This window comes from Gaiella sp. (assembly GCF_057140465.1).
Genome location: NZ_DBNHWK010000016.1, coordinates 1 through 18134, shown reverse-complemented (window position 1 = coordinate 18134; position 18134 = coordinate 1). Strand labels below are relative to the sequence as shown.

Sequence of the window (18134 nt, the reverse complement as noted above, 5' to 3'; positions counted from 1 at the left end):
CGATCTGCGTCATCGACATCATCACCAGTTCTGTCGGAAGCGGTTGCGGAGGAGGATCGCGAGCGCGTTCATGCTGAGCACGATCACGAGCAGCACGATGATCGCGGCCGCGGCGAGCGTCTGGAACGCGGGGTCCGGGAGCTTGACCCACGTGTAGATCTGCACGGGAAGGGCCGTGAAGGCACCGAAGATCGTCGGGTCGAACGCGACGTACTGCAGCGCGCCGATCAGCAGCAGCGGCGCGGTCTCGCCGACGGCACGCGAGAGCGCGAGGATCGAGCCGGTCGCGATGCCGGGCACCGACGCGGGGAGCACCTGGCGCGAGACCACCCGCCACTTCGTCGCACCGAGCGCATAGCCGCCCTGCCTGATCGAGTCGGGGACGGCGCGGATCGCCTCGCGTGAGGCGATGATCACCGTCGGCAGCACGACGAGCGTGAGGATGATCGCGCCGGCGAGGAGGACGCGCCCGATGCCGAAGGGGCCTCGCACGACGAAGGCGAGGCCGAGGATCCCGTAGACGATCGCCGGCACCGCTGCGAGGTTCTGGATGTTGAGCTCGAGCAGGCGGTTGTACCAGCGCTCCTTGCGCGCGTACTCCTCGAGGTAGAGCGCGGTCGCGACGCCGATCGGCACGGTCATCGCGAGCAGCAGGACCGCGAGGTAGATCGTCGCGAGGATCGCAGGCCTGGCCCCCGCCTCCTCGGGAAGCGACGACGGCGGGTTGCTGAACAGCTTCCCGTTGAGCGCCGGCCAGCCGGTGACCAGCGTCTCGATCAGGAGCCACGCCAGCGTCCCGAAGGACACGGCGAGGCACAGCACCATGAAGGCCGAGAAGATGCGCGCCTGCCAGCGGCGGGACATCAGTCGTAGACCTCGCGGTACTTGCGGACGAGGCGGATCGAGATCACGTTCATGACCAGCGTCATCACGAACAGGGTGAGGCCGACCGCGAAGATCGTCTTGTACTCGATCGAGCCCGTCGGCACGTCACCGTTGCCGGTGGCGCCGATGAAGGCGGTGAGCGTCTCCACCGTCGCCCGCGGGTCGAGCGTCAGCTGCGGCAGCTGGCCGACGGCGATGAGCACGATCATCGTCTCCCCGACCGCCCGCGAGATCGCGAGCACGAACGAGGCGATGATCCCGGAGATCGCAGCCGGCACGACCACCTTGAGCGACACCTGCAGACGGTCGGCACCCAGGCCGTACGCGCCGTCACGGAGCGCCTGCGGGACGGAGGCCATCGCGTCCTCCGACAGCGACGCGACGGTCGGGATCAGCATCACGCCGACGACGAGGCCGCCGGAGAGCGGGTTGAAGATGTCGACCTCGATCCCGATGTCACGCAGGAGCGGCGTCACCGCGGTCAGCGCGAAGTACCCGTAGACGACCGTCGGGATGCCGGCGAGGATCTCCAGCACCGGCTTCAACGTGCCCCGCGTGCGCGGGCTCGCGTACTCGCTGAGGTAGATCGCCGTCCCGAGGCCGGCCGGGATCGCGACGATCAGCGCCCAGAAGGTCACCGAGAACGTCCCCACGATCAGCGGCACGACGCCGAAGCTGGCCGGCTCGAAGAGGGGTGCCCAGTTCGTTCCCGTGAAGAACTCCCACGGGCTGACCTCCGCGAAGAACTCGAGGGCGGGCAGGAGCAGCGAGACGACGATGCCGACCGTGGTCAGGAGCGAGACGAGCGCCGCGAGGCCGAGGACTCCCTTGATCAGGAACTCGCCGAACCTACGACCCGACTGGCTGAGATCGATCTCGGCCGGCTCTCGGGCCGACAGCGTGGCATCGCGCGTCGCCACGGTGCGCTGCTACCCGGTCGCCTCGTCGAGCTTCGCCAGGTTCTCGTCGATCTGCGCCTGGTTCAGCGGCACGAACTGGGCCCGCTCCGCGATTACGGTCTCGTTCTCGAGCATGTAGCGGAGGAAGTCCTCGACCTCCTGTCGCCCGAGCGACTCCGTGCTCGCGTAGACGAAGAGCGGCCGCGCGAGCGGCGTGTACTCGCCCCCCTGCGCCGTCTCGACGCTGGGCGCGACACAGCCGCTGCCACCGTCGATCTCGAGGGCGTTGAGCGTCCCCTGGTTCTCCTCGAAGTACGAGAACCCGAAGTAGCCGAGACCGCCCGGCGTCCCGGCGACGCCCTGCACGACCACGTTGTCGTCCTCGCTCGCGGAGAAGTCGGTGCGGCTCGCCCCCTCCGCGCCGTTGATCTCTTCCGTGAAGTAGTCGAACGTCCCCGAGTCGGTGCCGGGCCCGAACAGCTTGAGCGGCTCGTCCGGGAACCCGTCGCGCACCTGGCTCCAGTTGCTCACCTTCGAGCCCGGCTCCCAGATCGCCTTCAGCTCGCCGGTCGTCAGGCAGGTCGCCCAGTCGTTGCCCGTGTTGGTGACCACCGTCAGGGCGTCGTTCGCGACCTGGAGCTCGATGTACTCGACGCCGTTCTCGGCGCAGAGCTCGGCCTCCTCGTCCTTGATCGGACGGGACGCGTCGGAGAGATCGGTCTCGCCGCGGCAGAAGCGCTCGAACCCGCCGCCGGTCCCCGAGATGCCGACGGTGACGTTCACGCCCTCGGTATCCCGTTGGAAGGTCTCCGCCGCAGCCGTGACGTACGGCCCGACCGTGCTCGAGCCGTCGACGCTGACGGTGCTCGACCCACCGCCTCCACCGCCGCATCCGGCGGCGAGGAGCGCGAGCACCCCGAAGAGACCGACGATCGACACGTGAACTCTGGACATGTGCTCTCCCTCCGTGCGGCTCCGGGTCGGAGCGCGAACGACTCCTGCAGCAGTCTCGACGCGGGCGCCGCCAGTGTGGGATGCAGGGTGGTGAACATCTCGTGAAGAACTGGTTGTCGCCGGCAGGGGCGGGCTCGCGCTCAGGCCGGGAACGTGCACCGGATCTCGAGCCCCGCACCGAGCCCTCCACGCGCGTCGACGGAGCCCCCGGCCTGGGTGACGATGTGCTTGACGATCGCGAGCCCGAGACCGGTTCCCCGCGAGGCCCGCGAGCGGTCCGACCGGTAGAAGCGCTCGAACAGCCGCGGCAGCTCCGCCTCGGGCACGCCGATCCCGTCGTCCGTGCCCCGCAGGACGATGCCGCCGGGAGCGCGCTCGACCGCCAGCGTGAACGCCGCTCCTGGGCCTGCGTAGCGGATCGCGTTCTCGGCGAGGTTCTGTCCGATCACGCGCAGCAGGCGCGGCCTGATCTCGAGCTCGATCGCGGGGTCGCCGTCGATCGCGATCGCGACCCCCGCGCGGCTCGCCCTGTCGGCGAGCTCGGCGGCGACGGTCTCGAGCTCCGGCAGGACGGGAACGGCGCCGAGGGAGACGACCCGGGCCCCGGACTCGAGCTCGCTCAGGAACATCACCTCGTCGATCAGCTCGCGGATCTGCTCGACCTCAAGCCGCGCCTGCCCGGTGAGCGCCTGGACGTCTTCGCCCGGCAGCGCCGCCGTCTCCAAGAGGGACAGGAGCCGGGCGAGAGGCGTCCGCAACTCGTGCGAGACGGCCGCCGTGAACCCGGTACGGAGCTCCTCGTAGGCGGTCATGTCCCCGGCCTGGCTCAGGTAGACGAGGCGCTCGCGCCGCCCACCGACCTCGATCGGGACGATCAGCGGGACGACGCCGGCCTCGCCGGAGAGCAGGCCGGCAGGAATCCGCTCTCCCTCCTCGAGATCGTCGATCGACTGGCGAGCCCGGCGGCTCGCGAGCACCACGCGGTCGTCCGCGTCCAGGACGACGACGGCCTCCCTGCTCTCCTCGACGAGCAACCGCCCTCGCTGGGAGTCGGCCTCCACGGGCCCGTTGTACCATCGCGCGCCGCACGGCCCGGCGATGCGTCGTCGTGCGCGGCGATCCGGACGGTCACGACCTGTCCACCGGCCGAGACCGCCTGCCGGCTCCGACCCCGTGACGGATCGTCACAATCTCGGGCGATGGCGAGCGTGCTGATCATCGAGGACGACGAGGTGATCGCCCAGGGAATGGCCCGGCACCTGCAATCGGCGGGGTTCGACGCGGTCGGCGTCGCGAATGGCGAGACCGGCCTCGCCCGCCTGCGCTTCGAGCGTCCCGACGTCTGCGTGCTCGACCTGATGCTCCCCGGTGTCGACGGGTGGAAGGTGATCGAGCAGGCCCGCGGCGAGGGGATCGGGACGCCGATCGTCGTCGTCTCGGCGCGCGGGACCGAGCACGACCGCGTCCACGCGCTCGAGATCGGCGCCGACGACTATCTCGTGAAGCCGTTCTCGATGAAGGAGCTGGTCGCGCGCGTCGGCGCGGCCGCCCGTCGCGGGACGAGGACGCAGGACCCGAGGCGCGGCGAGGAGATCGTGATCGAGGAGCTCCGCCTCGACCCGAGGAACGTCCAGGCCTACGTCGACGGGGTGTCGGCGGATCTCACCCCGACCGAGTTCCGGCTGCTGTACGCGCTCGCGCTGGAGACGGGCCGCGTGCTCACGCGGGACGAGCTGCTGCAGCGCGTCTGGGGACGACGGGCGTCGCACCGCGACCGCACCGTCGACGTCTTCGTGCGCAAGTTGCGCGAGAAGGTCGACGCACGCGCCACGAGGCACACGTTCCTGCAGACGCGCTACGGCGTCGGGTACAAGCTCGAGCCCGAGCCGAAGTAACGCGTGGGGGAACCCGTGGTTCCCCCACGAGCCCCCTCCTTGCCGCAGCGACCGGGCGGGCGGTTTCCCGCCTCCCGCCGGGCGAAGCCCGGCTCCGGCCGTCCGGCGCGACGACGCACGGAGCACGCGCCGGCGCACGACTGCGGCCGACCACCGTGGAACGCCGTCTGCGCGGTAGCCTGATCCGATGCCGGAGAGCGCGGAGGAGATCTACGCGCGGGCGCTGGCGGCGGCAGGCGCCGACGGTCGCCTGCCGATGCCTCCGGTCGAGGACTGGGAGACGTTCCCCTTCGACGGCGACATCCGCGCGCGGCCGCTGCTGCCGCCGGTCGACGTGGAGGCACCACGGTCCGGCGAGAGCGAGGCCGACTGCTGGCGGTGTGCCCACGGCCTCGAGGAGGCGATCTGGTCCGACGAGCGCTGGCTCGTGACCTCGCTCGGCCGCCCCTCCGGCCTGCCCGTCGTCGTCATCCTGTTCCCGCGTGCGCACCACGACCTCGACGACCTGCCCGGGGTGCTCGCCCGGGAGCTCGGGCCGATGCTCCTGCGCGTCGAGGCCGCCGTGCGCTCCGTGGGCGAGGTGGGGCGCGTGCACGTGTGCCGCTGGGGCGACGGCAGCGCGCACCTCCACTGGTGGTTCATGGCGCGCCCGGCGCGGCTCCCGCAGCTCGTCGGCAGCTTCGCCGCGATCTGGGACGACATCCTGCCGCCGACACCCGAGCCGATCTGGCGCGAGAACCTGGCGGTGGTCGGCCGGGCGCTCGCCCGGGACGGCGGCACGGCGCACCTCTGAGCGCGGGGACGCCGACTCGTCCCGTGGTCCGACGAGGCGCCCGGCAGGTGGCGCGTCGCACGGGGCCGAAGGTGCCGCAGGCGGCGGGCGACGAGCCGAACCCGCCCTCGCCCTCCGGGCCCGTTTCGGCGAACCGCCGAGTGACCCGGCCCGGGTGACAGTGGCCCCTCTGCTCCGGCCCGGACGAACCGACGAGTGATCCGGTCCGGGTGATTCTCCGTATAGTTTCGGTCCATAGGCGATCCCGGGAAGGGCCCGGGATTCCTCGAATAGGAGGGGGAGGAATGAAGAAGGTCATCCTCGGCATCACCGCCGCCGCGCTGCTCGCCGTCCCGGCGACCGCTTCGGCCGGCAACGCGTACGGCAAGGAAATCCAGACGTGTTTGGGAGCTACCTACGGTCAGGCGAAGAACGCCGCCTGGGAATCAGGTCATGCATCCAAGCCGGCACTCGGGGCGAAGCTGACCGCAATTGCCCACGGGTGTGTTTCGTAGATAGCTCGACCGGTTCGTCTGCGAGGGGCGCCAGAAGGCGCCCCTCGCTGCTTCACAGAGCGCGCCGCCCGCGACGGATGATGCGTCCGCGGGCTCACCACACGAGCGCCGGAATCGCCCGCTGATGTCCGCGAGGCATTCGTCCGCGCCGCCGTCCGACCGGGTACGAGGCCGGCTGCTCGACGAGGCGGCGGTAGGGTGCCCGCGTGGCCGCCGCGCCGGAGCCGACGCCCCCGAAGCGCAGCCGCTGGTGGAAGCGGCTCGGCTTCACGGGCGTCGGGCTCGCGGTCGTCGTCGCGACGTTCTTCTTCATCCTCCCCCGGATCGCGGACTACCGCGACGTCTGGGACGTCATCACCGACCTCTCGTGGGCGTGGATCGCGGCGCTCGCCGCCGCCACCCTCCTCAACCTCTCGACGTTCGCACCGCCGTGGATGGCGGCGCTCCCGGGCCTCGGCTACCGCCAGGCGTTCGTGATGACGCAGGCGTCGACGGCGCTCTCGCTCGTCGTCCCGGGCGGCGCGGCCGTGGGGATGGCGGGCTCGTACGGGATGCTCCGCTCGTGGGGGATCCAGGCGGCGAGCGTCGCGCGGGCGGTGACGCTGACCGGCGTCTGGAACCAGCTCGCGACCTTCCTCTTTCCCGTCGCCGGCGTCGCGCTGCTCGCGGGCCGCACCGACACGGCGCCGCTGCTCGGGCTGATGGCGCTCGTCGGCGCGGGCGTGTTCGGGATCCTCGTCGCCGGGCTCGTGCTCGTGCTCTGGAGCGACCGGCTCGCACGCGACCTCGGCGACGTCGCCGCGCGGGTCGTCACCTGGGTGAAGGCGAGGATCCGCCGCGGGCCCGTGACCTGGGGCGGCGCGTCCTTCGTCCGCTTCCGCCACGACACCGCCGGGCTGCTGCGCCGCCGCTGGCACTGGCTGACCATCGCCACCCTGGCCGGGCACCTGACGGTGTTCGTCGTCCTCGTCGTGTGCCTGCGCGCGCTCGGCATCGACGCCGACCGCGTCTCGCTCGCGGAGGCGTTCGCCGCCTGGTCGCTCGTCCGCGTCCTCGGCGCGCTGCCGCTCACGCCGGGCGGCATCGGCATCGTCGAGCTCGGGCTCACCGGCCTCCTCGTCGGCTTCGGCGGCCGCAGCGCGTCGGTGGTCGCGGCCGTGCTCCTCTACCGGTTCCTGACGATCGTGCCCACGCTGGCGCTCGGCCTGCTCGGCGTCGCGACGTGGCGCTGGCACCGCCCGCGCTCGACAGCCGTCCCTTGAACGAGGGTCTCGCCCGAGGAGAGGGAGGCCGATGTCGGTGACGGCGACATCGGTAGGAGCGAATGACGACGCACGACGGACACGACTTCGAGCTGCCGCGGCTCCCCGAGCCGGAGCGGATGGCGGTCGACGACGGCTGGCCCGAAGCGCCCGAGCCGAGTGCGCCGGCGGAGGTCGACGCCCCTGCCGAGCCGACGCCGGAGTGGACGAGCATTCCCGAGACCCGGCGCGTCGTCCTCCGCGTCCACGGGGCCGAGGAGATCGAGCTCGGGCAGGCCGAGGGGCGTGAGCCGGCGGTGCGGCTCGCGCGGGAGATGATCGGCGCGATCGAGGAGGCACAGGCCCGCGGCGAGTGGCCGCTCGTCGAGGACCGCTTCATCCGGCCGGGCGCGATCGTCTCGATCGACGTCCAGCGCGCTGCCTGACGATCACTCCGACGGGGGACGAAGGGTCCGCTCCCGACGGGCGATACTCCCGTCACACCGGGGTATTGCGGCGCCCCTCGTCAGATCGGAGGACGCCGTGACCGTGGTCGACCAGCATCATCCGCGAGACCGGAACGTCGACTGGAGCCCCTCGGAGCTGCGCCGCGTCGTCGTGCGCCTCCGCGACGGCGACGTCGTACAGGTCGGCACCGCACCGAACCGCGACAGCGCGCTCGTGCTCGCACGCAGCGTGATCTCGGAGATCGACGAGCCGGGGGGCGAGTGGCCGCGGGTCGGCGACCGCCTCGTCCGCCCCGACGCCGTCGTCTCGGTCGACGTGCTCGAGGCCGCCTGAGCGCGTCGAGCGCGGTCAGGGAGGGCGGCGGAGCGCCGCGAGCAGCCGGTCGGTGTCGGGCTCGGCGCCCCCGGCGTCGTCGATCACGCGCTCGAGCGCGTCCTCGATCGCGGCCCCCGGAACGTGCACCGCCGCGAGGCGGCGAACGTCGAGCGCGGCGAGCGGGTGCGCCCGCCAGGAGAGCCTGCGCCACAGCTCGGCGCGGGCCTCCTCGTCCGGAAACGGGACCCGGACGTGCGGGAGATCGGCGACCCCGGCGGGCAGCTCCGGCGCCCGCGACTCGAGGACCGTCGGCGGCCGCCGCCCACCCGCCAGCTCGAGGACGCGATCGGCGGCTCCGCCGGCGCCCTCCTCCCAGAGCCACTCGGCGTCGTGGAAGAGCACGACCGCGTGCGGGCGCTCGGCGACGGCGAAGAGGCCGGGGAGCGCCGCCGGGGTCGACGCGCCGTGGAGCTCGACGAGCATCCTGCAGTCGACGCGCCAGGTGTCGAGCCGCAACTCCTCCGCGAGCGTGCGCACCGCGATCGTCTTCCCAACGCCCGCCTCGCCGCTGACGACCGCCGTGAGCCCGCCGGCGGGCGCAAGCGCCGCGAGCGACCGGAGCGCGGCGAGCGTGCCGGGCGGCAGGACGAGGTCGAGCCACGTGAGCTCGCGGACGCGCAGGAACGAGAGCGGGTCCGTCTCGGCCGCGGGCATGGTCAGACCGGAGCGTGCTCGACGATCCAGACCGGCCCGTCGCCCGCCTCCATGCGCACCGCGGCCGCGTCACCGGGGTCGTCGAGACGGGCCCGGAGCACCTTCACGCGGTCGCCGCCGATCGTCGTCAGCGGCCCGTCGACGGCCGTCCGGAACATCCATCGCCACGCGCGGACCTGCCGGTCGATCTCGGCTGCGGGCCGCGCCCAGTCGAGCTGGGCGTAGTCGTCCTCGAACCCGGGCGCCCACGAGGCACCCTCCTCCGACTGCGGGTCTCCCCGGTCACCTGCGAGCACGCGCCCGAGCGCCTCCGCCAGGAGCTCTGCGCTCAGATCGCGGAGCACCGGGATCAGGCCCTCGTGCGACGTGTCGGCGGGCATCGGACGCGAGCCCTGGGCGAGCACGGGCCCGGTGTCGTAGTCGGCGTCCATCAGGTGGTAGGTGAGGCCAACGACGTCGTCGCCCTCCCGGATCGCCCACGCGAGCGGGTAGGGGCCGCGATGGCGCGGCAGCAGGGACGGATGCCCGTTGACGATCCCGAGCGGCGGGATCGCGAGCACCGCAGGCGGGAGCTTCCACGGGTACCCGGTGCAGAGGCCGAGATCGGGCGCGCACGCGCGCGTGAGCTCCTCGACGCGGTCGAGCTCGTGCGCGTAGAGCACGTCGAGATCGGGCGGGGCACCCGTGAGGAGCTCCGTCGCCCGTGCGGTGCGGTCGTCGTCTCCCTCTCTGGGACGCGGCGTGATCACGGCGACGGGCTCGAGACCCAGGCCGCGGGCGACGGCCGAGAGCCCCGTCACGGCGGGAAGGATCGTGGAGTAGAGGACGACGCGCACGGCCGGATCCTACGCCTCGGCCGCGCGACACCCGCGACGCGGCGACCCGTCCTGCGGAGCCCTACCCGATCTCCCAGGTGTCGCCGCCGGTGAGCAGCGCGTGGAGGTCTCCCTCGCCCCTCTCCCCGACCGCCGCCTGCAGCTGCGCCTGGATCCCGTCCTCGTACACGCCGCGGCGAACCGCCCGGAACACCCCGAGCGGAACCGCACCGATCGTCTCCCACGTGAGCCGCGCGAGCGCGAAGGCGAGGCCGGGGTCATCCCGGGCCGGGTCGTGGACGAGCAGGCCGCCCTCGTCCGCCGGGACGACCTCGAGCGTCCCGTCCGGCGTCATGCGGATCCCCTGGTCTCCCCAGCGGACCTCGTCCCCCTCGGTCAGGTACAGGCGGTTCTCCTTGTGCTCGCGCACGCCGTCCCACGCACCGTCGTTGTAGATGTTGCAGTTCTGCAGGATCTCGACGAATGCCGAGCCCCGGTGTGCCGCCGCGGCGCGCAACACGTCGACGAGGCCCTTCTTGTCGGTGTCGATCGCGCGGGCGACGAAGGACGCCTCCGCCGCGATCGCGATCGAGAGCGGATTGAAGGGGTGGTCGAGCGACCCGAGCGGCGTCGACTTCGTCACCTTGCCGCGCTCGGAGGTGGGCGAGTACTGGCCCTTCGTGAGCCCGTAGATGCGGTTGTTGAAGAGCAGGATCTTGACGTTCACGTTCCTGCGCAGCGCGTGGATCAGGTGGTTGCCCCCGATCGAGAGCGCATCGCCGTCTCCCGAGACGACCCAGACGGAGAGGTCCGGTCGCGCCACCGCGAGGCCCGTGGCGATCGCGGGCGCGCGGCCGTGGATCGAGTGCATGCCGTACGTCTGCATGTAGTACGGGAAGCGCGCCGCGCACCCGATCCCCGAGATGAAGACGAGGTTCTCGCGCGGGATCCCGAGCTCGGGCATGAAGCCCTGGAGGACGGCGAGGATCGCGTAGTCGCCGCAGCCCGGGCACCAACGCACCTCCTGGTCGCTCTTGAAGTCCTTGGCGGTGAGCTGCACGAGGCCTCCGTCGCCCGCGCCGCCGTTGCCGCTGCCGCGCTCGCTCACAGCATCGCTCCGATCGCATCGGTGAGCTCGGCGGACTGGAACGGCGCGCCGCTGACCTTCGTGTACGAGACGGCGTCGACGAGGTACTCGGCACGCAGCAGCAGCGCGAGCTGGCCGAGGTTCATCTCGGGGACGAGCACCTTCTCGTACCGCCGCAGCACGTCTCCCGTGTTCGTGGGGAACGGGTTCAGGTGCGTGAGATGGGCCCGCGCCACCTTCTTGCCCTCCGACCGCAGACGCCGGACGGCCGCCGCGATCGGGCCGTACGTCGAGCCCCACCCGATCACGAGCACCTTCGCGTCGCCGTCGGGGTCGTCGAGGTCGAGGGCGGGGATGTCGGCGGCGATGCCCGCGACCTTGCGCGCGCGGAGCCTGACCATGAGGTCGTGGTTGTCGGGGTCGTACGAGACGTTTCCCGTCCGGTCCTCCTTCTCGAGCCCACCGATCCGGTGCTCGAGGCCCGGCGTCCCCGGGACCGCCCAGGCGCGGGCGAGCGTCTCGGGGTCGCGCTCGTACGGGAGGAAGCGGTCGCCGTCGTTGAGCTCGGTCGCGAACGTGGGCGTGATGTCCGGGAGGCTCTCGATCTCCGGGATCAGCCATGGCTCGGAGCCGTTGGCGAGGTAGGCGTTCGAGAGGAGGTACACGGGCGTTCGGTACGTGAGGGCGATGCGCGCCGCCTCGATCGCGGCGAAGAAGCACTGGGAGGGCGTCGCGGCAGCGACCACGGGCACCGGGCTCTCCGAGTTGCGGCCGAACAGCACCATCAGCAGGTCCGCCTGCTCCGGCTTCGTCGGCATCCCGGTGGACGGGCCGGCGCGCTGGACGTCGACGACCACGAGCGGGAGCTCGAGCGCGACGGCGAGGCCCACCGTCTCCGCCTTCAGCACCACGCCCGGGCCGGCGGACGCGGTCACCCCGAGGGCGCCCCCGAAGGACGCACCGAGCGCCGCCCCTGCCGCCGCGATCTCGTCCTCGGCCTGGAACGTGACGACGCCGAACTCCTTCATGCCGGCGAGCTCCTCGAGGATCGACGACGCCGGCGTGATCGGATACGCACCGAGGAAGAGCTGCAGCCCGGAGAGCCGCGACGCGGCGACGAGCCCGTAGGAGAGCGCGGTGTTGCCGTTGATCTGCCGGTAGCGCCCGGGCGTCAGCTTCGCCGGGGCGACCTCGTACGAGACGGCGAAGTCCTCGGACGTCTCGCCGTAGTTCCAGCCCGCCCGGAGCGCGCGGGTGTTCGCCTCGGCGATCTCCGGCCGGCGGCCGAACTTCGCCTCGATGAAGTCCAGCGTGGGCTCGATCGGGCGGTGGAAGAGCCACGACATGAGCCCGAGCGCGAAGAAGTTCTTCGAGCGCTCCGCCTCCCGCGGCGTGATCCCCTCGATCTCCCGGAGCGCCTCGACCGTCATCGAGGCCAGCGCGACTTGATGCACGTGGTAGTCGCTGAGCGACCCGTCCTGGAGCGGGTTCGACGAATAGGCGGCCTTCTGCAGGTTGCGCTCGTTGAACGCGTCCGTGTTGAGGATGATCGTGCCGCCCTTCGGCAGGTCCTTGAGGTTCGACTTCAGCGCGGCCGGGTTCATCGCCACGAGCACGTCGGGCCGGTCGCCCGGGGTGAGGATGTCGTGGTCGGCGAAGTGCACCTGGAAGCCGGAGACACCCGGGAGCGAGCCGGCCGGGGCGCGGATCTCGGCCGGGAAGTCGGGGAGCGTCGCGAGGTCGTTCCCGATCAGCGCCGTCTCGGTGGTGAAGCGATCGCCGGTGAGCTGCATCCCGTCACCGGAGTCACCCGCGAACCGGATGATCACCCGATCGCGGTGCTCGACTCGCTTTCCCATCGACCCTAGCCTAGCGATTCCGGCTCTGACATGTCACCGATTCCGCCGCGGGTCGATGCGTCGCACGCGACGCCTGGCGGACGCGACAGGCATTGCCTGCCTCCCCGGGGCGCCCGTCGGCGTCCCGGGGAGGCACGGCCTACGCCTTCGTGATCTCGATCGTGCGCGCCTTCACCTGCTCGAGCTTCGGGACGTGCATCTCCAGCACGCCCTTGTCGAACACCGCCTTCACGTGCTCGAGGTCGGTCTCGGTCGGCATCGTGAAGCTGCGCTCGAAGCGCTTCTCCAGCCGCTCGTGGAGGTGGAAGGTCTTCTCCTTCCTCTCCGTCTCGACCTTCCGCTCACCCTTCACGGTGAGCATGTGGTCGGTGACCTGGATCTCGAGCTCCCTCTCGTCGAACCCCGGGACGTCGAGCGAGATCACGACCTCGCTCGGGGTCTCGTACAGGTCGGCGGCGGGAAGCGGTTCCGGCGCGACTCCGACGTCCTCGAGCAGGCGGCGCATCCGCCGCTCGATCACGTCGAGATCCTGGAAGGGCGACCACTTCACGATCGTGGCCATGGCCCTCTCCTTTCCGTCGGGCCCAGGATCGCACGGACGGGGACGGGCCGCATCCGGCACACCGCCGATTCCGATCAGCGGATCCTCTGAGCCGTCGGGACGCCTAGGCCCTCCGGACGACCTGGATCCCCCAGGCGGCACCGCTCGTGAACAGCTCGTCGGCGTCGACGTCGTCCGCCCAGCCGAGGAAGTGCCGCTCCGGCTCGTCGGCCGTGGATCCGTACACGGCGAGCCTCGTCTCGACGGACTGCTCGCGCGGGAGGCCGGCGAGCAGCTCCTCGCGCCTGCGCTCGGCCTCCTCGGCGGCCGGCCCCTCGGCGTACCCCTTCGCCACTATCGGCGCGGCCGTGGGTCGAGCGCGAGCCCCGGCTTCGCGACCGTGTACACGAGCGCGTAGGCGATCACGAGGAACACGGTCAGCACGACGCTCACGGCGAGGAAGCGGCCCGCGCCGAGCGGGTCGTCGAGCCGCTCGGCGAACGGGGCGAGCACCCGCCCGGGATCGACGAGCGCGTCCCAGCTGTTGACGCCGACGAAGCGCCCGAGGTAGACGCCCACGCTCGCCAGCCCGAGCGCGAGCACGCTCGTCGCCCAGCCGGTGACCGGCCCCCGGGCAGCCGTGACGACGGTCTGCACGAGGAACAGCGAGCCGAGCCCGAGCACGAGCCCCGTTCCGGCGAATGCGACGACGGTCGCGGCGTCGTACCACAGCGGAGCCGCTCCGGGCTCTCGGAGGTGGACGACGTCGGTGAGGATGTAGGGCGCGTTGGGCAGGAAGAGCAGCCAGAGGACGCCCCAGACGGCGAGGTACGCGAGCCGGCGCCCACGGCGGTAGCCGTCGTACAGCACGAGGGCGAACACGAACGGGAGCCAGGCGAGGAACAGGTTCCACACGAGGAACCGGTACTCGGGCGTGCCCGTTCGCTCGACGCGGACGGCGACCAGCACGAGGCAGAGCGCGCTCGCCAGCCCGAGGAGCCCGAGCGTGAGCAGCCGACGTGTGCTCGCAGAGGCCACGAGCCCATGGTACGCATCGCCGTGACCGTCAGGCGCGCGCCCCGGCGTCGGCCAGCAACGCACCGAGGTCGAGGGGAGCGTTCACCATCGCCAGCGATCCGTCGGCGGCCAGCGGCCACTCCTCGCGCGGCCGGTCACGGTAGAGCTCGACGCCGTTCCCGTCGGGGTCGCGCAGGTAGATCGCCTCGCTGACACCGTGGTCCGACGCCCCGTCGACGGTGAGGCCCGCCTCGAGCACGCGGCGCAGCGCGTCCCCGAGTGCTGCGCGGTCGGGATAGAGGATCGCGACGTGGTAGAGGCCGGTCGATGCCCGGGGAGGCGGCGACGCACCGGCCGACTCCCACACGTTGAGCCCGATGTGATGGTGGTAGTCGCCCGCGGCGAGGAACGCCGCGCCGTTCCACACCTGCTGCACCTCGAAGCCGAGCACGTCCCGCCAGAACCGCAGCGAGCGCTCGAGATCCGCCACCTTCAGGTGGACGTGCCCGATCCGCACCCGGGGGTCGATGGCCATCCGCACGACAGTACCGCGTCACCGGCCCTCCACCCTCGGCGGGCCGCCCCCGGGGCCGGCGCGACGTGCGAGACTCACGGTGTGATCTGGACGCTGATCGTCGTCGGTGGGGTCGTCGTGCTGGCGCTGGCGGGCGTCTGGCTCTTCAACCGACTCGTCCGCCTCCGGAACGAGGTCGACACGGGCTGGGCGAACATCGACGTGCAGCTGAAGCGGCGGAACGACCTGATCCCGAACCTCGTCGAGACGGTGAAGGGCTACGCGGCTCACGAGCGCGGCGTGTTCCAAGCGGTCACCGAGGCGCGGGCCGCCGTCGCCCGAGCCCCGTCACCGGCGGCGGCGGGCGAGGCCGATGCGGCGCTCGGTCAGGCCCTGGGCCGACTGCTCGCGGTCGCCGAGGCGTATCCCGAGCTGCAGGCGTCGCAGAACTTCTCCGAGCTCCAGGCCGAGCTGACCGACACCGAGGACAAGATCGCGGCCGCCCGCCGCTACTACAACGCGACGGTGCTCGCCTACAACACCGCCGTGCAGACGTTCCCGTCGCTGCTCGTCGCCCGGACGTTCCGCTTCCGCGAGCGCGAGTTCTTCGCCGCCGCGTCCGGTGAGCGCGACGTCGTCCCCGTCGCCTTCGGGTAGCGGCCGCCGCCGTGACGCTGCAGCAGCAGATCCGCGCGAACCGGTTCCGCACCGCCTACGTCGTCGTCGCCTTCGTCCTGCTCGTCGTCGTCGTCGCCGCCGCGTCGGCGACCTTCCTCGGGCGCACGGCCGGTGTGTTCCTGCTCGCCGCCGGGCTCGCCTACGCGGTCTTCGCCTGGTGGAACGCCGGCGGCATGATCGGCGCCCTCACGCACGCCCGGCCGATCGAGAAGCGCGACGACCCGGAGTTGTACCGCCTGCTCGAGAACGTCTCGATCGCCGCCGGCCTGCCCGCGACGCCGCCGCTCTACCTGATCGACGATCCCGCTCCGAACGCCTTCGCGGCGGGCGCGCGGCCGTCGTCCGCCTACGTGGGCGTGACGAGCGGGCTCCGACGGCTGATGCCGCCCCGCGAGCTCGAGGCGGTGCTCGCCCACGAGGTGTCGCACATCCGCAACCGTGACGTGAGGTTGATGACGCTCGCCGCCGTGCTCGTGGGGGTCGTCGCGTTGGTCAGCGACATGGCCTTCCGGATGGCGTTCTGGGGAGGTCGGAGCGGCAACCGGAACCCGGTGCAGATCCTCTCCGCCGTCGTCGCGCTGCTCCTCGCGCCGCTCGCCGCGCTGCTCCTCCAGCTCGCGCTGAGCCGTCGTCGCGAGTTCCTGGCGGACGCGAGCGCCGGGGCGATCCTCAACGACCCCGAGGCGATGGCGCTCGCCCTGCGGCTGCTGCAGATCGACACGAGCGAAGTCGCCTACGCAGACCGGGCCACGGCGCACCTCTTCATCGAGAGCCCGGCGCGTGCCGTGCACGGCCCGGGCGGCTTCCTCGCCGGCCTCTTCCAGACACACCCGCCGCTCGACACACGCATTCGCGCGCTCGAGCAGGCCGGCGGCTTCACCCTGCCGCCGCTTCGTCCGGTTCCGGCCGTGTGAGCGCCGCGCCTGCGAGCGCGAAGGCGACGACGGCGACCCAGTGCACGCCGATGACGTCGGTCTGCACGCCGATCGCCGCCACGGCAGCGATCGACGACGCGAGCCACGGCGACCGCCGCCACAGCGCCGCCACGAGGGCGACGAGCCACCCCACGAAGAGCAGCGCGCCCGCGAGGCCGGTGTCGACGCCGAGCTCCGTGTAGGTCGACTCCCCGGCCTTGATCTCGGCGCCCGTGCGCTTCGCGGAGACGCCGGCGTTCCCGAGGCCGTAGCCCCACGGATGGCGGAGCACCGTCTCCACGCCGTCGCGGAGGTTTCGGAGATGGCTCTCCGTCGAGGCCTCACCGGCGGAGAGCGCGTCGCCGGTGCCGCCCTCGACCGCGGCGTTGGCCCGCAGGCACGCGAGCTCCTCGGCCGTGTACGCGGTCGACGGGCCGACCGAGGGATAGACGGCGAGGAACAGCACCGATGCGGCGACCGACCCCGCGCCGAGGGCCGCCGGTGCCCACCGTCGCTGGGCGCCCGCGAGCACGACGAGCCCGATCGCGAGCGCCACGTACGCTGCGCGCGTGTGCGTCCAGAGGAGACCGGCATAGGCGAGCGTCCCGACGCCGACGGTCACGGGCGACGGTCGCCGGCGCGCCGCGAGGAAGAGGAGCACGACGACGAGCAGGTAGGCGGTCGCCAGCGGGCTCAGGAACGTCGAGACCTCTCGTCGGAGCGGGTTCGCCTCGTCGCCCGTGTTGAAGATCCAGTTCTCGGGAAGACCCGAGAGGCACTCGTAGGCCAACCCGAGCTGCTCCCTGTACCAGCCGGGGACGCCGGAATCGCGCCACCACTGGAGCGGGACGGCGTACGCATCGACGATCCCCCACGCCGCGACCGCGCCCGCGAGGGCGACGAGGAGCACGCCGACCCGCCGCCACTGCGGAGCCGAGAGTGCGAGCAGCCGGCCGAGCATGTAGGCCCCGACCGGGAGCAGGTGGTGACGCAGCGCGTACAGCTCGCCCCGCGCGGTCGCCTCGCCCCCGAGCCACGACTGCGGCAGCAGCCAGTACAGGACCACGAGTGCCGCGTAGCCGAGCGCGAGCCGGTCGGCCCAGTGGTCGAGCGGGATGCGGCGGGCACCCCAGAGGCCGACGACGAGGGCCGCGAGGAGCAGGGCGTCCTTCCAGGCGGCGACGACGTCGAGCCCGGTGTCGCGAAGGCCGGCGTCCCAGAGGAACGCCATCACGAGGTTGTGCACCGCGAGCCCCGCGGCGAGCACGAGCAGCGCCAGCCACGGCAGCCGCCGCGTCACGCGATCGCCACCAGCGTCATCCCGAGGCCGACGATGCGCACGGGCACCGGAAAGAGGCCCCGCAGGTCACGGGCGGAGAGGAGGTGGTTCTCCTTCGCCCACGACGCCCCTGCGAGGTCGTAGGCGCGATGCGCGTAGCGCTCCGGGAGCCAGTGGACGAGCGGGAGTCGCGTGTGGAGCTCGATCGGGAAGCGGCGGTTCGGAGTCGTGAGGAACACGTGCCGGCCGACGCGGAGCGCCTCGCGCACGAAGAGCGCCTGCCGGTCGCGCCCGCCCACGTGCTCGATCACCGCGTTCGAGAAGACGATGTCGAAGGCGTCGTCCGCGAACGGAAGCGCGCACGCATCGCCCTGGACGTAGGGGATCTCCGGGTACGCGGCTCGAAAGCCCGCCCCCTCGTGGAGGCCGAGTGCGGTGATCCGCTCGGGCCACGGGTACAGCTCCTCGAACGCGTTGTGCGTGGCACAGCCGGTCTCGCCGCCGTGCCGACCGAAGCCGACCTCGTCGACGCCGACGTCCAGCACCGTCGTCGCGCCCGTCGGTCGGAGCGTCTCCAGGAGCAGACGGATCTTGCGCCTGCGCGAGCGGAGAGAGACGGCGTCGACGAGCCGCACGAGGCGACGGTACCCGTCGCGGCGGCTCGCGTCTCCGCGCGGCCGACGCTCGGGGCCCCGGCCGCAGCGCGCCGCGCGACCGGGACGCGCCGACCGACCGCGCTGCCGAGTAGGCTCGCGGTCGTGCTCGAGGACGT

Annotated in this window: 22 protein-coding genes; 8 read left to right on the top strand and 14 right to left on the bottom strand. The window is 72.1% G+C overall.

Annotation, left to right across the window (positions count from 1 at the left end):
- Window positions 1–21 precede the first annotated feature (21 nt).
- The 4 genes from pstA to AC162C_RS02095 form a co-directional block, all read right to left on the bottom strand.
- On the bottom strand, window positions 22–864 hold the full coding sequence (gene pstA, locus AC162C_RS02110) for a phosphate ABC transporter permease PstA (protein ID WP_462974599.1): 843 nt from the start codon (window positions 862–864) through the stop codon (window positions 22–24).
- A complete protein-coding gene (gene pstC / locus AC162C_RS02105; protein ID WP_484096101.1) occupies window positions 864–1805 on the bottom strand; it encodes a phosphate ABC transporter permease subunit PstC in 942 nt (313 codons plus the stop codon). Before pstC ends, pstA begins: the two co-directional genes overlap by 1 nt.
- A 9-nt stretch (window positions 1806–1814) precedes the next feature.
- Window positions 1815–2738 (bottom strand): PstS family phosphate ABC transporter substrate-binding protein, encoded by a 924-nt coding sequence (locus AC162C_RS02100; RefSeq protein ID WP_484096100.1) that lies wholly within the window; start codon window positions 2736–2738, stop codon window positions 1815–1817.
- A 140-nt stretch (window positions 2739–2878) separates the two neighbouring features.
- The gene (locus tag AC162C_RS02095; RefSeq protein WP_484096099.1) at window positions 2879–3799 is read right to left on the bottom strand and encodes a sensor histidine kinase; all 921 of its coding nucleotides are present in this window, start codon (window positions 3797–3799) and stop codon (window positions 2879–2881) included.
- 138 nt (window positions 3800–3937) lie between these two features.
- Here AC162C_RS02095 and AC162C_RS02090 point away from each other — a divergent pair, with 138 nt between their 5' ends.
- The 6 genes from AC162C_RS02090 to AC162C_RS02065 all read left to right on the top strand — a co-directional run bounded on the left by AC162C_RS02090 (window position 3938) and on the right by AC162C_RS02065 (window position 7962).
- Window positions 3938–4633: a response regulator transcription factor gene (locus AC162C_RS02090; protein ID WP_484096098.1), complete on the top strand. Its 696-nt coding sequence runs from the start codon at window positions 3938–3940 to the stop codon at window positions 4631–4633.
- A gap of 187 nt (window positions 4634–4820) precedes the next feature.
- Entirely contained in the window at window positions 4821–5426 is a 606-nt protein-coding gene (locus AC162C_RS02085) for a hypothetical protein (protein ID WP_484096097.1), read from the top strand.
- A gap of 284 nt (window positions 5427–5710) precedes the next feature.
- The gene (locus AC162C_RS02080; protein ID WP_484096096.1) at window positions 5711–5920 is read left to right on the top strand and encodes a hypothetical protein; all 210 of its coding nucleotides are present in this window, start codon (window positions 5711–5713) and stop codon (window positions 5918–5920) included.
- Between the two features lie 206 nt (window positions 5921–6126).
- Window positions 6127–7182, top strand: a complete 1056-nt coding sequence (locus tag AC162C_RS02075; RefSeq protein WP_484096095.1) for a lysylphosphatidylglycerol synthase transmembrane domain-containing protein — start codon at window positions 6127–6129, stop codon at window positions 7180–7182.
- Window positions 7183–7244: 62 nt separating this feature from the next.
- Window positions 7245–7607: a hypothetical protein gene (locus AC162C_RS02070; RefSeq protein ID WP_484096094.1), complete on the top strand. Its 363-nt coding sequence runs from the start codon at window positions 7245–7247 to the stop codon at window positions 7605–7607.
- A gap of 97 nt (window positions 7608–7704) precedes the next feature.
- On the top strand, window positions 7705–7962 hold the full coding sequence (locus tag AC162C_RS02065) for a hypothetical protein (protein WP_462975502.1): 258 nt from the start codon (window positions 7705–7707) through the stop codon (window positions 7960–7962).
- 15 nt (window positions 7963–7977) lie between these two features.
- Here AC162C_RS02065 and AC162C_RS02060 read toward each other — a convergent pair whose 3' ends face one another.
- The 8 genes from AC162C_RS02060 to AC162C_RS02025 all read right to left on the bottom strand — a co-directional run bounded on the left by AC162C_RS02060 (window position 7978) and on the right by AC162C_RS02025 (window position 14512).
- Window positions 7978–8658 (bottom strand): AAA family ATPase, encoded by a 681-nt coding sequence (locus AC162C_RS02060; protein ID WP_484096093.1) that lies wholly within the window; start codon window positions 8656–8658, stop codon window positions 7978–7980.
- 2 nt (window positions 8659–8660) lie between these two features.
- On the bottom strand, window positions 8661–9494 hold the full coding sequence (locus AC162C_RS02055; RefSeq protein ID WP_484096092.1) for a methionyl-tRNA formyltransferase: 834 nt from the start codon (window positions 9492–9494) through the stop codon (window positions 8661–8663).
- 61 nt (window positions 9495–9555) lie between these two features.
- Window positions 9556–10581 carry a 2-oxoacid:ferredoxin oxidoreductase subunit beta gene (locus AC162C_RS02050; protein ID WP_484096091.1) on the bottom strand — a complete coding sequence of 342 codons (1026 nt, stop codon included), beginning with the start codon at window positions 10579–10581 and terminating at the stop codon, window positions 9556–9558.
- Complete coding sequence (locus tag AC162C_RS02045) at window positions 10578–12419, bottom strand: 2-oxoacid:acceptor oxidoreductase subunit alpha (RefSeq protein ID WP_462973800.1); 1842 nt, start codon at window positions 12417–12419, stop codon at window positions 10578–10580. Before AC162C_RS02045 ends, AC162C_RS02050 begins: the two co-directional genes overlap by 4 nt.
- Before the next feature lie 139 nt (window positions 12420–12558).
- Window positions 12559–12981 carry an Hsp20/alpha crystallin family protein gene (locus tag AC162C_RS02040; RefSeq protein WP_484096090.1) on the bottom strand — a complete coding sequence of 141 codons (423 nt, stop codon included), beginning with the start codon at window positions 12979–12981 and terminating at the stop codon, window positions 12559–12561.
- 103 nt (window positions 12982–13084) lie between these two features.
- Window positions 13085–13315, bottom strand: coding sequence for a hypothetical protein (locus AC162C_RS02035; protein ID WP_462973798.1), 231 nt, complete (start codon window positions 13313–13315; stop codon window positions 13085–13087).
- Window positions 13315–13998 (bottom strand): DUF1361 domain-containing protein, encoded by a 684-nt coding sequence (locus tag AC162C_RS02030; protein WP_484096089.1) that lies wholly within the window; start codon window positions 13996–13998, stop codon window positions 13315–13317. The genes AC162C_RS02035 and AC162C_RS02030 overlap by 1 nt, the downstream gene beginning before the upstream one ends.
- A 28-nt stretch (window positions 13999–14026) precedes the next feature.
- Complete coding sequence (locus tag AC162C_RS02025; protein WP_462973796.1) at window positions 14027–14512, bottom strand: VOC family protein; 486 nt, start codon at window positions 14510–14512, stop codon at window positions 14027–14029.
- Window positions 14513–14593: 81 nt separating this feature from the next.
- Here AC162C_RS02025 and AC162C_RS02020 point away from each other — a divergent pair, with 81 nt between their 5' ends.
- Window positions 14594–15148: a LemA family protein gene (locus tag AC162C_RS02020; RefSeq protein ID WP_462973795.1), complete on the top strand. Its 555-nt coding sequence runs from the start codon at window positions 14594–14596 to the stop codon at window positions 15146–15148.
- A gap of 11 nt (window positions 15149–15159) precedes the next feature.
- Window positions 15160–16083 (top strand): M48 family metalloprotease, encoded by a 924-nt coding sequence (locus AC162C_RS02015; RefSeq protein ID WP_484096088.1) that lies wholly within the window; start codon window positions 15160–15162, stop codon window positions 16081–16083.
- Here the strand turns inward: AC162C_RS02015 and AC162C_RS02010 are convergent.
- Window positions 16046–17383, bottom strand: a complete 1338-nt coding sequence (locus AC162C_RS02010; protein ID WP_484096087.1) for an O-antigen ligase family protein — start codon at window positions 17381–17383, stop codon at window positions 16046–16048. The genes AC162C_RS02015 and AC162C_RS02010 overlap by 38 nt on opposite strands.
- A complete protein-coding gene (locus AC162C_RS02005) occupies window positions 17380–17997 on the bottom strand; it encodes a class I SAM-dependent methyltransferase (protein ID WP_462973792.1) in 618 nt (205 codons plus the stop codon). The genes AC162C_RS02010 and AC162C_RS02005 overlap by 4 nt, the downstream gene beginning before the upstream one ends.
- Window positions 17998–18134: the final 137 nt, after the last annotated feature.

What these genes read in the sequence shown, in the direction of transcription:
- AC162C_RS02070 (WP_484096094.1), top strand. Translation starts at nt 7,245, where the DNA reads ATGACGACGCACGACGGACACGACTTCGAGCTGCCGCGGCTCCCCGAG.
- AC162C_RS02100 (WP_484096100.1), bottom strand. Translation starts at nt 2,738, where the DNA reads ATGTCCAGAGTTCACGTGTCGATCGTCGGTCTCTTCGGGGTGCTCGCG.
- AC162C_RS02040 (WP_484096090.1), bottom strand. Translation starts at nt 12,981, where the DNA reads ATGGCCACGATCGTGAAGTGGTCGCCCTTCCAGGATCTCGACGTGATC.
- AC162C_RS02090 (WP_484096098.1), top strand. Translation starts at nt 3,938, where the DNA reads ATGGCGAGCGTGCTGATCATCGAGGACGACGAGGTGATCGCCCAGGGA.
- AC162C_RS02085 (WP_484096097.1), top strand. Translation starts at nt 4,821, where the DNA reads ATGCCGGAGAGCGCGGAGGAGATCTACGCGCGGGCGCTGGCGGCGGCA.
- AC162C_RS02045 (WP_462973800.1), bottom strand. Translation starts at nt 12,419, where the DNA reads ATGGGAAAGCGAGTCGAGCACCGCGATCGGGTGATCATCCGGTTCGCG.
- AC162C_RS02060 (WP_484096093.1), bottom strand. Translation starts at nt 8,658, where the DNA reads ATGCCCGCGGCCGAGACGGACCCGCTCTCGTTCCTGCGCGTCCGCGAG.
- AC162C_RS02080 (WP_484096096.1), top strand. Translation starts at nt 5,711, where the DNA reads ATGAAGAAGGTCATCCTCGGCATCACCGCCGCCGCGCTGCTCGCCGTC.
- pstA (WP_462974599.1), bottom strand. Translation starts at nt 864, where the DNA reads ATGTCCCGCCGCTGGCAGGCGCGCATCTTCTCGGCCTTCATGGTGCTG.
- AC162C_RS02025 (WP_462973796.1), bottom strand. Translation starts at nt 14,512, where the DNA reads ATGGCCATCGACCCCCGGGTGCGGATCGGGCACGTCCACCTGAAGGTG.